This window comes from Arthrobacter sp. H14, assembly GCF_000520495.1.
Taxonomy (GTDB): domain Bacteria; phylum Actinomycetota; class Actinomycetes; order Actinomycetales; family Micrococcaceae; genus Arthrobacter_C.
Genome location: NZ_KI914645.1, coordinates 23539 through 34086, shown reverse-complemented (window position 1 = coordinate 34086; position 10548 = coordinate 23539). Strand labels below are relative to the sequence as shown.

The following is a 10548-nucleotide window of genomic DNA, read 5'->3' as shown; positions in this document are numbered from 1 at the left end:
GGATTCCTGCCTGGATCATTGAATGAGAAAATCGATCCCTACCTGCGTCCGCTTTACGATGCCCTGCACGACATGATGGATCCGGATTCCATTCCCCGGCTGATGGCGGCGGGGACTATTGAGGTCGCGCCCTTGGCTTATATGCGTGGCCGCACGCTGAACGATGCGTTCATCATTCTGGACGAGGCGCAGAACACGACGCCGGAACAGATGAAGATGTTCCTCACCCGGCTCGGATTCGGTTCGAAGATGGTCGTCACCGGCGATGTCACCCAAGTGGACCTTCCCGGCGGCACCCGTTCCGGCCTGCGTATTGTGTCGGAGATCCTGCAGGACATCGACGACGTCGTGTTCTCCACGCTTGACGCTTCCGACGTCGTCCGCCACCAGTTGGTCAGCGAAATCGTCACCGCCTACGGCCGCTGGGATGAGACACAGCGCAGCTACGAATCCCGCGGGGCTGGCAGCCGCAACGGGCACAGCCCGTCCCGGAAGCCCAGGTGAGCCTGATGAGTATTGAGATAAATAATGAGTCGGCGATGGCGGCCGACGACGAAGAGCTGGCCCGGCTTGGGCGTTACGTCCTGGACCGTCTCCATGTACATCCGCAGGCCGAGCTGTCCATCATTCTGGTCGATACCGACGCCATGGAGAAGCTCCACATCGAGTGGATGGACGAACCCGGTGCCACCGACGTTTTGTCCTTCCCCATGGACGAATTGCGACCGGGAACCCAGGGCCAGCCGAGTTCCGCCGGCGTACTTGGCGACATTGTGTTGTGCCCGCAGGTGGCGGAAGAACAGGCTGCGGCGGCCAGCCACAGCACCGGTGACGAACTGCTGCTGCTGACCACTCACGGGATCCTGCACCTCCTTGGCTATGATCATGCCGAACCCGGCGAGGAACTTGAAATGTTCGGCTTGCAGCGCGAGCTGCTCTCGGGCTTCACCGGAAAGGCCGCGCCCACGGAGACAAAGCAGTGATCACCGTAACCATGACCATCATGGCCCTGGTCTTCATCCTGATTGCGGCCATTCTGACGGCGTCCGAGGCTGCCTTCAGTTTCCTGCCCCGGCAGGAGGCCGAAGAGTTGCTGAAGAAGCGGGGCAGCGCTTCGATACGCCGGATCCTTGATGATCCGGTCTCGCATATCCATGCGCTCAGGTTCTGGCGGATCTGGTTCGAGATGGCCGCCGCCGTCGCCGTCGCCATCCTGTTCCTGAATCTGTTGGACAGCGTGTGGCTGGCTGGGTTGATCGCCACAGTCGCGATGGCCGGTGTTGGATTTGTGCTGGTCGGTGTTTCACCGCGCCAGCTGGGCCGGGTCCGTTCCACAGCCATCGTCCGGGCAACAGCCTGGCCCATCAGGATGCTCCGCACCGTGCTTGGCCCCGTGCCCCGCTGGCTCGTCGCCCTTGGCAATACGGTGACGCCCGGCGCGGCAACTGCCGAGGTCTTCTTCACTGAAGAGCAGTTCCGCGAGCTGGTCAACCGGGCAAGCGAAGCCGAAATGATCGAGGATAACGAAGCGGAACTGATTCATTCCGTCTTCGAGCTCGGCGACACCAAAGTCCGCTCGGTAATGGTTCCCAGGATGGATATTGTCAGCATCGACGCGGATGCGACCCTGCGTCAGGCAATGTCTCTGTTCCTGCGCTCCGGATACTCACGCATCCCGGTGATCGGCGACAATACCGATCAAATCCTTGGCGTGATGTACCTCAAGGATGTCGCAGCCACCATCCATGGTTTACACGACGACGACGAACCGCCCTTGGCCGCTGATATCTGCCGCGATGTCCGCTACGTTCCTGAATCCAAGCCTGTGGCGGACCTGCTCGAGGAACTGCAGCGGGAATCCACCCACGTTGCCATCGTTGTGGACGAGTACGGCGGTACCGCGGGACTGGTGACGCTGGAGGACCTGATCGAGGAAATCGTCGGCGAGATCGTCGACGAGTATGATTCAGAGGCACCCGAAGTCGAGGAGCTCGGTGACGGGCAATACCGCGTCAGCGCACGGTTGAACATTGATGATCTCGGCGAACTGTTTGGGATCGATTTGGACGACGACGAGGTGGAAACAGTTGGCGGGCTGCTGGCCAAGGCGCTCGGCAGAGTTCCCATCGTCGGCAGCGAAGTCGAGGTGGATGGCATTTCATTGCGGGGTGAACGGATCGAAGGACGGCGTAACCGCATCAGCCACATCATCGCCTTCCAGCCCGAACAGGACAACAAAAAGGAAGAAGACTCGGAATCCGTGAACCATAATGAGCCGGTGAACGCATCGTGACCCTCATGACACCGGGCAACAATCCAGACTATCGCGCAGGGTTTTCGGTTCTGGTGGGCCGCCCCAATGCCGGAAAATCGACGCTGACCAATGCCCTGGTCGGACATAAGGTAGCCATCACTTCAGCCAAGCCGCAGACCACGCGGCACACCATCCGCGGGATTGTGCACCGCGAGGATGCACAGCTGATCCTGGTCGACACTCCCGGGCTTCACCGCCCCCGGACGCTGCTCGGCCAGCGGCTTAATGATCTGGTCGCCGATACGCTCGCCGAAGTCGATGCGATCGGTTTCTGCCTGCCGGCGAATGAAAAAATCGGGCCGGGGGACACCTACATCGCCAACCAGCTCGCAGCGTTGGGGGGTAAGCCCATCGTCGCCTTCGTGACCAAGACAGATCTCGTTTCCCGCGCGGCCTTGGGCGAACAGTTGCTGGCCGTCAGCAAACTGGGAGTGGATGTGCTCGGCGCAGACGGTTGGACGGACATCGTGCCCGTCTCCGCTGCCGATGGGTACCAGGTGGACACTGCCGCCGACGTCCTGATTCAGCAAATGCCTAAATCCCCTCCGCTCTATCCGGATGGAGAACTTACCGACGAGCCGGAAATGGTCATGGTGGCGGAATTGGTCCGCGAGGCCGCACTGGAAGGGGTGCGCGATGAACTTCCGCACTCACTCGCCGTCGTAGTGGAGGAAATAGTGCCCCGCGAGGGCAGGGACGAGAACCATCAACTGCTTGATGTACGGGTCAATCTCTTTGTCGAACGCTCGTCGCAGAAGGCGATCATCATCGGCCGCGGCGGCGCCCGGCTCAGGGAGGTTGGGACCGCGGCCAGAAAGGGCATCGAAGCACTCCTAGGCACGAAGATTTACCTGGATCTGCACGTGAAAATTGCCAAGGATTGGCAGCGCGACCCCAAACAACTGGTGCGTCTGGGCTTCTGAATCCGTTGCCGCAAGACGGTGTGGGCGGATGCTTGGATCGGCGCCCAGCAGGTAAGGTGTAACGCTGAACGGTAGAGCTCATTGAGGCTGCGCCCAGATTGAACGCGTAAAATATGTGAAATTCCACAATTGTTTTCTTATTTCCTGAAAGGTCCAAACTATGGGTAGTCGTCGCACTGGTGGGGACGGCGGCGCCCGGAACAGGGATGGAACTTTCCAGAACGGGGGAGCGGGCGACTGGAATTCCTCCGGCCAGACAGGTGCGGGCCGTCATATGCGCTTGCGCCGCGCCGCACCCCTTTGGCTGAAGATTGTCGCCGTATCGTTGACAGTCGTCCTCATCGGTGGACTTGCCTTTGTCGGCGTCCAGTTGTGGCGGCTCCAGTCAAACCTGGCAACGGCTCCTTTGAATCTGGGAACCGAAGAGGTTTCCGAGCCACCCGTCGACAAGGAAACGGATCCGATCCAGATCCTCGTCATTGGAACGGACACCCGTACGGGTAATTCCGGCTACGGTTCCACGGAACTGGCGCAGGGCTATGGGCACGCCGACGTGATGATGCTGGTGCAGTTGTCGGCGGACCGCGAACGGGTGACAGTGATCAGCTTCCCCAGGGACTTGGTGGTGCCAATGCCGGCATGTGAAGACCCAGAATCGGGCACCATCTACCCTGCTCAACCAATCGCCCAGATCAACAGTTCGCTGAGCTTTGGCGGACCGGGCTGCACCGTGGCCACCATCAACCAAATGACCGGTCTTACTATCGACCATTTCATGATGGCGGACTTCAACGCGGTCAAGGAGTTATCCAATACTCTCGGTGGCGTTCAGGTGTGCCTGAACCAGCCGGTCCGGGATCCAAAGTCCAACTTGAGCCTGCCCGCGGGAGTCAGCAAGATCAAGGGTGAACAGGCCCTGGCCTTCCTCCGTACCCGGCATGGCTTCGGCGACGGCAGCGATCTGGGCCGGATTCGTGCCCAGCAGAGTTTTCTTTCCTCAATGGTCCGAAAGATCAAGGACAACGGGACTCTAAGCAATCTGCCCGAGCTTTATTCGATTGCCGAGACCGTCACGCGGAATCTGACCGTCGATGAAGGATTGTCCAAGATCCCCGCGCTCGTCACCATGGCCACCCGGCTCAGCGAGGTCGATCTTTCGGATGTCACGTTCATCACTGTTCCAAACGAGCCATGGCCGCAGAACCCTGCACGACTGCAGCTCCAGCAACCTGCGGCTAATGAGCTGTTCAAGACTCTGCGCCAGGATGGCGACGTCACCGCCGCTGATGGCAAGGACGACACATCGCCGACTGGTTCCGCCAGCTCGCCCGCACCCTCTGGATCGCCCTCGCCGTCGGAGTCCGCCAGCGAACCTCCCGCGTTTGATCCGGCCACCATCCCGATTGAGATCGTCAATGCCTCCGGAACGAGCGGACGGGCCGCCGAGTTGCTGGAGGTGTTGCAGTCCGAGGGCTACACGATGACTTCCATCGGTCCGCGGGCTGCCGTCCTCCCCGGAACACAGCTGTTCTATGGCGGCATCATTTCAGAGCAGGTGGCCCTTCAGGTCGCCAGCGAACTCGGAATCCCTGATTCGCAGATCGTCGCGTCGGCTTCTGTTTCCGGCGTAAAGCTGTCCATCGGCCAGGACTTCACGGAAGGATTGCAGCTCTCCGAGGGGAACAACCTGCCGCCCGGACTTGTGGGACAGACGGCAGATCAGGTTACCTGCCAGGCTTAGCTCCGGGGCAGCCCCTGCCCCGCCGGTTCCGGACCGGGGACAGGAGCTGCAGCAACGGACAGTGCTACCAGATCCGCACGCGTTCCTCTTCCTCCAGCCACAGCTGGTCACCGGGTTTCACACCGAATGCCTCATGGAACTCGTCCAGATTACGGACCACCGAATTACACCGGAATTCGTTGGGGGAGTGCGGGTCAATAGTCAGGCGCCGGATGGCTTCTTCAGCCCGGATCTTCTCACGCCAGGCCTGCGCCCAGGAGGCGAAGAACCTCTGGGTGCCGCTCATCCCGTCGATGACAGGAGCGTCCTGTCCATTAAGCGAAATCAGGTAAGCCCTGTAGCTGATGGTCATGCCGCCAAGATCGCCGATATTTTCGCCCAGTGTCAATGAACCATTGACCGTGTGGTCCGGTGCAACGTCTGGACTGAGGACGTTGTACTGGTCGACCAGACGTGCTGTCAGGGCCTCGAATGCGATCCGGTCCTCGTCCGTCCACCAGTTGCGGAGAGCGCCATCACCGTCAAACTGCGATCCCATGTCATCGAAACCGTGGCCGACTTCATGTCCGATCACGGCACCAATGCCCCCATAGTTAGCCGCCGGATCGGCATCCGCATCGAAGAAGGGCGGCTGGAGAATCGCCGCCGGGAAGACGATCTCATTCATCGTGGGGTTGTAGTACGCGTTTACTGTTTGAGGAGTTATCAGCCACTCCTGGGTATCGATGGGCGATCCGATTTTTGCCAGTTGACGCTCAAGTTCGAACACCGAGGCCCGGCGGATATTTCCGAGCAGGTCACCTGGTTGGATTTTCAGTGCGCTGTAGTCGATCCATTTTTCGGGATAGCCGATTTTGGTTTTGAATTTCGCCAGCTTCTCCAACGCCTTGGAAATCGTCTGCCCGCTCATCCACGACAGCCCGGAGATGCTCTGCCTGTAGGCCTCCAGGAGATTCGCGACGAGTTCCTCCATCCGCTCCTTGTGCCGGGGCGGAAAGTGCTTCTCGACATAGAGCTGGCCGATGGCTTCGCCCAGCGCGCCTTCAACCAGTCCGACGCCGCGTTTCCAGCGTTCCTTATTCACGGGTGTTCCGCTGAGCGTCGAACCATAGAAGCTGAAATTCTCCGCAACGAACCCGGAGGCCAGGAAGGGCGCCGCGCTGTGCAGAATCTGGGTGGCCAGCCAGTGCTGCCAGTGTTCGAGCGGGATCTCGTTCAAGAGATTTTCGGCGCCGCGGATGAAGTTGGGTTGCGCGACCACGACCTCCTCCCGCTGCACGTTTCCGACTCCCAGATTCGCCAACCACGTTTCCAGCTGCGGCGACATCCCTGCCAGCTCAGCTGCCGGAGTGAGGTTGTAGGTCAGTTGCGGGTTGCGGCAGGAAACGCTGTCCAGATGATGGGCGGCGAGCTTGGTCTCCAATGCCATCACCTGTGCCGCCGCCGCCGGGAGTTCGACGCCGGCCAGCTCAAGCAGACGGCGGAGATGCTGCTGATACTCCGAGCGGACACTCTCGAACCGCTCCTCGCGGTAGTAAGACTCGTCCGGAAGGCCCAGCCCGCCCTGCAACAAGTGGAACAAGTAGCGGGTCGGGTTGCCGGCGTCGTTATTGATGTAGAACTGATAGAGACCGCTGACACCTTCCCGGCCGAGCCTGCCCATCAAACTCATCAGCGAGGCAAGAGAGGAGGTGGCATAGACGGCTTCAATATCGGCCGAGACCGGACTGCCGCCGAGCGCATCTATCTGCCGTTCGTCCATAAAGCTCGAATACATATCTCCGATTTTGTGCTGGAGATCCGAGGCATCCGGTCCCGCTGCCGCTGCTTCTTCAATGATGTCGCGCACCGCTACCTCGGCCGCATCCCGCAGCAAGGTAAACGAGCCTTCCAGCGGACGGTCGTCGGGGATGTCGGTTTCCGCTATCCACCGTCCATTAATGTGCCGGAACAAATCATCCTGCGGGCGGATGGCGAGGTCCATGTTGACTAAGTCGATTCCCGATTTCGGCACTGCTGCTCCACTATCCGGGGCAAGGCCCCAATTGACTGATGCCAGGGTCGCGCGGCAAGGGAAATACCCTGCGTTGCGGCTCCTATGGCGCGTTTCACCCTCATCCTACGCGCCATGTTAGGCTGGATTTGTGCGCGCAGGAATGCTCCTTCTTAGCTGCCGCAGCGGGCCACACACTTCCCAAAGTGACAGGCCGATCCCTCGCTGCGGAGTTTTGTGTTGCCGGCCAACCTTCTAGAAAACCCAAGAGAAAAGGCCAACACATTGCGTAATGCACAAAAGCCGTCCGGAATGCCTATATCCAAATACGTGCCGTTCCAGGACCAGATCACCGTCGAACTTCCCGACCGCACCTGGCCGGACAAGAGAATCACGAAGGCACCACGCTGGTGTGCTGTCGACCTTCGGGACGGTAACCAGGCGCTGATCGATCCGATGACGCCGGACCGCAAGCTGAAGATGTTCAATCTGCTGGTGCAGATGGGGTACAAGGAAATCGAAGTCGGTTTCCCATCCGCCTCGCAGCTGGATTTCGATTTCGTCCGCCAGTTGATTGAGTCCGACCACATCCCGGACGACGTGACAATACAGGTGCTGACCCAGGCGCGTGAGCACCTAATCGAGCGCACCTACGAATCGTTGGAAGGCGCAGATCGCGCCATCGTCCATCTCTACAACTCGACGTCCGTTCTGCAGCGCCGGGTCGTGTTCAACCAGGACCAGGACGGCATCGTCGATATTGCGCTCAGCGGGGCGCGTCTGTGCCGGAAGTTCGAGGAACAGCTTAAGAACACCCACATTACTTACGAATACTCGCCCGAGTCCTACACCGGAACTGAACTCGAGTTCGCCTCCCGCATCTGCAATGCGGTGACGGACGTCCTTGAGATTTCCGAAGACCGGCAGGTCATCATCAACCTTCCGGCGACCGTGGAGATGGCTACCCCCAACGTGTACGCCGACTCAATAGAATGGATGAGCCGGAATCTGGACAACCGGGAGAACGTCATCCTGTCGCTGCATCCGCATAACGACCGGGGTACGGGCGTCGCCGCGGCGGAGCTCGGCTACCTGGCGGGAGCAAACCGGATTGAAGGCTGTCTGTTTGGCAACGGTGAACGCACCGGCAACGTCGACCTGGTGACGCTGGGCCTGAACCTGTTCGGTCAGGGCATCGATCCCCAGATCGACTTCTCCTCCATCGATGAGGTCCGCCGGACAGTCGAATACTGCAACCAACTGCCGGTACCGGAACGCTCACCCTATGGCGGCGACCTGGTTTTCACGGCCTTCTCCGGCTCGCATCAGGACGCCATCAAAAAGGGCTTTGACGCGATGGAACGCGATGCTGCCGCAGCCGGTAAAAGCGTCGATGAGATCCCGTGGGCGGTCCCGTACCTGCCGGTCGATCCCAAAGATCTGGGCCGCAGCTATGAGGCTGTAATCCGGGTAAACTCGCAGTCCGGCAAAGGAGGCGTAGCCTACCTGCTCAAGTCGGAGCATGGCCTCGACCTGCCGCGCCGCGCCCAAATTGAATTTTCCGGAGTCGTACAACGGCGCACCGATGCTGAGGGCGGTGAAATCAGCGGTCCTGAACTCTGGAACGTTTTCGTTGACGAGTATCTGCCGGGTGAGTCGAAGGATCCCGCCCGTCAGTGGGGCCACTACACGTTGAATTCCGTCAATACGCAGACTACCGAGAACAGCGCCACATCATTGTCGGCGTCCATGCTGGTCGACGGCGTTGCTGTCCGGCGCACTGCCATTGCGACCGGTCCAATAGACGCACTGCTCGAAATTCTCAGCCGCGACGGTGTGGACGTCCGGGTGCTGGACTACTCGGAACATGCGTTGTCCTCCGGCGGCAGCGCGCGGGCAGCCGCCTACGTCGAATGCGCCGTGGGGGAGCGGGTGCTCTGGGGCATTGGAATGGACGCCAACACCACGATGTCATCACTGAAGGCCGTCATATCAGCGGCCAACCGGGCCATCCGCGACGAAAGCAAATGAGACAATAGAGGCGTGTCCAAGTCATTCGCCTCCCGCACGTACCGGGATCAGGCCGTGGTGCTGCGCACCTACAAGCTGGGCGAGGCGGACCGCATTATCATCCTCCTCTCGCGGGAACACGGCCAGATCCGTGCGGTGGCCAAAGGGATCCGCCGCACCAGCAGCAAGTTTGGCGCCCGGCTGGAGCCGTTCATGGTGGCCGACCTGCAGCTGATTTCCGGGCGGAATCTGGACATCATCACCCAGGCCGTGTCGTTGGGATCCTATGGCCGGGAGATTGTGGCCGACTACGGCCGGTACACAGTAGCCGCAGCCATGACCGAAACGGCGGAGAGACTGACCGACGTCGATGGCGAATCGGCGAGGGCACAGTATTTACTGCTCGTGGGCGGCCTGGCGGCGCTGAGCCGGGGACAGTACGCACCGGAAATGATCCTGGACTCCTACCTCCTGCGGGCATTGTCGACGGCGGGCTGGGCACCGAACTTTACCGATTGTGCCCGGTGTTCCGAGCCCGGACCGCACTCTGCCTTTTCTCCGGCACTGGGCGGCGTTGTCTGTCACGAATGTCGTCCGCCGGGGTCAGCCTCGCCCGCCCCGGAAACAGTGGTGCTGCTCGCTGCTCTCCTCGCCGGCGACTGGAACCAGGCAGTCCTGTCCGATCCGCAACACCGAAAAGAGGCTTCCACACTGGTGGCCGCATATTTGCAATGGCATCTCGAACGGGCCGTGAGGTCCATGAAACTTGTGGAGCGTGTGTGAGCCGTACCGCCCGGAACCCGATCAAGCCCTGGCAGCACCCCTCCGGCGCCCTTCCACCGCAGATTCCTGCCGGACTCGTCCCGAAACACGTAGCCATCGTCATGGACGGGAATGGACGTTGGGCCAACAGACGGGGACTCCCGCGGATTGAGGGCCACCGGGCCGGAGAAGCAGCCCTGCTGGATGTGATGGCCGGCGCCATCGATATTGGTGTCAAGTACGTCAGCGTCTACGCTTTTTCCACCGAAAACTGGAAACGCTCGCCCGAAGAGGTCCGGTTCCTGATGGGTTTCAGCAGGGACGTGCTCCGGCGTCAGCGCGACCAGCTCGACGAATGGGGCGTCCGGGTCCGCTGGTCAGGCCGCCGGCCACGGCTGTGGCGTTCGGTTATCAATGAGCTTGAGATCGCCGAGGAGCGCACGCGGAACAACGACACGTGCCACCTGACCATGTGCGTAAACTATGGCGGCCGGGCCGAGATCGCTGATGCGGTGGCGGCCATCGCCGAAGATGCTGCCGCCGGAAGATTACGCCCCAAAAGTGTCTCCGAAAAGACGATTCAAAAGTACCTCGACGAACCGGACCTTCCCGACGTCGATCTGTTCCTGCGGACTTCGGGCGAACAGCGGATGTCGAACTTCATGCTGTGGCAATCCGCGTACGCCGAGATGGTCTTCATGGACACGCTCTGGCCCGACGTCGATCGCCGGACACTGTGGGAGGCAGTCGAGATCTTTGCCCGCCGCGACCGGCGGTATGGTGCAGCGGTGGACGCGGCTGGCGG

9 protein-coding genes are annotated in these 10548 nt (G+C 60.7%); 8 read left to right on the top strand and 1 reads right to left on the bottom strand.

What is annotated here, in order from left to right:
* From Y707_RS24515 to Y707_RS24510, 5 genes are all read left to right on the top strand, one after another.
* Positions 1–504, top strand: a 504-nt coding sequence (locus tag Y707_RS24515) for a PhoH family protein (RefSeq protein WP_035780888.1), incomplete at its 5' end; no start/stop codon positions are given.
* A gap of 5 nt (positions 505–509) precedes the next feature.
* Entirely contained in the window at positions 510–983 is a 474-nt protein-coding gene (gene ybeY / locus Y707_RS0108595; protein ID WP_026534781.1) for an rRNA maturation RNase YbeY, read from the top strand.
* On the top strand, positions 980–2293 hold the full coding sequence (locus Y707_RS0108590) for a hemolysin family protein (protein ID WP_026534780.1): 1314 nt from the start codon (positions 980–982) through the stop codon (positions 2291–2293). The genes ybeY and Y707_RS0108590 overlap by 4 nt, the downstream gene beginning before the upstream one ends.
* 5 nt (positions 2294–2298) lie before the next feature.
* Positions 2299–3237, top strand: coding sequence for a GTPase Era (gene era / locus Y707_RS0108585; RefSeq protein ID WP_035780908.1), 939 nt, complete (start codon positions 2299–2301; stop codon positions 3235–3237).
* A gap of 160 nt (positions 3238–3397) precedes the next feature.
* Positions 3398–4978: an LCP family protein gene (locus Y707_RS24510; protein WP_081744731.1), complete on the top strand. Its 1581-nt coding sequence runs from the start codon at positions 3398–3400 to the stop codon at positions 4976–4978.
* A 64-nt stretch (positions 4979–5042) separates the two neighbouring features.
* Here the strand turns inward: Y707_RS24510 and Y707_RS0108575 are convergent, their stop codons facing one another.
* On the bottom strand, positions 5043–6992 hold the full coding sequence (locus Y707_RS0108575; RefSeq protein ID WP_026534778.1) for a M13 family metallopeptidase: 1950 nt from the start codon (positions 6990–6992) through the stop codon (positions 5043–5045).
* 264 nt (positions 6993–7256) lie between these two features.
* Here Y707_RS0108575 and leuA point away from each other — a divergent pair, with 264 nt between their 5' ends.
* The 3 genes from leuA to Y707_RS24505 form a co-directional block, all read left to right on the top strand.
* The gene (gene leuA, locus Y707_RS0108570) at positions 7257–9002 is read left to right on the top strand and encodes a 2-isopropylmalate synthase (protein ID WP_026534777.1); all 1746 of its coding nucleotides are present in this window, start codon (positions 7257–7259) and stop codon (positions 9000–9002) included.
* 12 nt (positions 9003–9014) lie between these two features.
* A complete protein-coding gene (gene recO, locus Y707_RS0108565) occupies positions 9015–9764 on the top strand; it encodes a DNA repair protein RecO (RefSeq protein ID WP_026534776.1) in 750 nt (249 codons plus the stop codon).
* On the top strand, positions 9761–10548 hold a 788-nt coding region (locus Y707_RS24505), incomplete at its 3' end, for an isoprenyl transferase (protein ID WP_253905105.1). The genes recO and Y707_RS24505, both read left to right, overlap by 4 nt.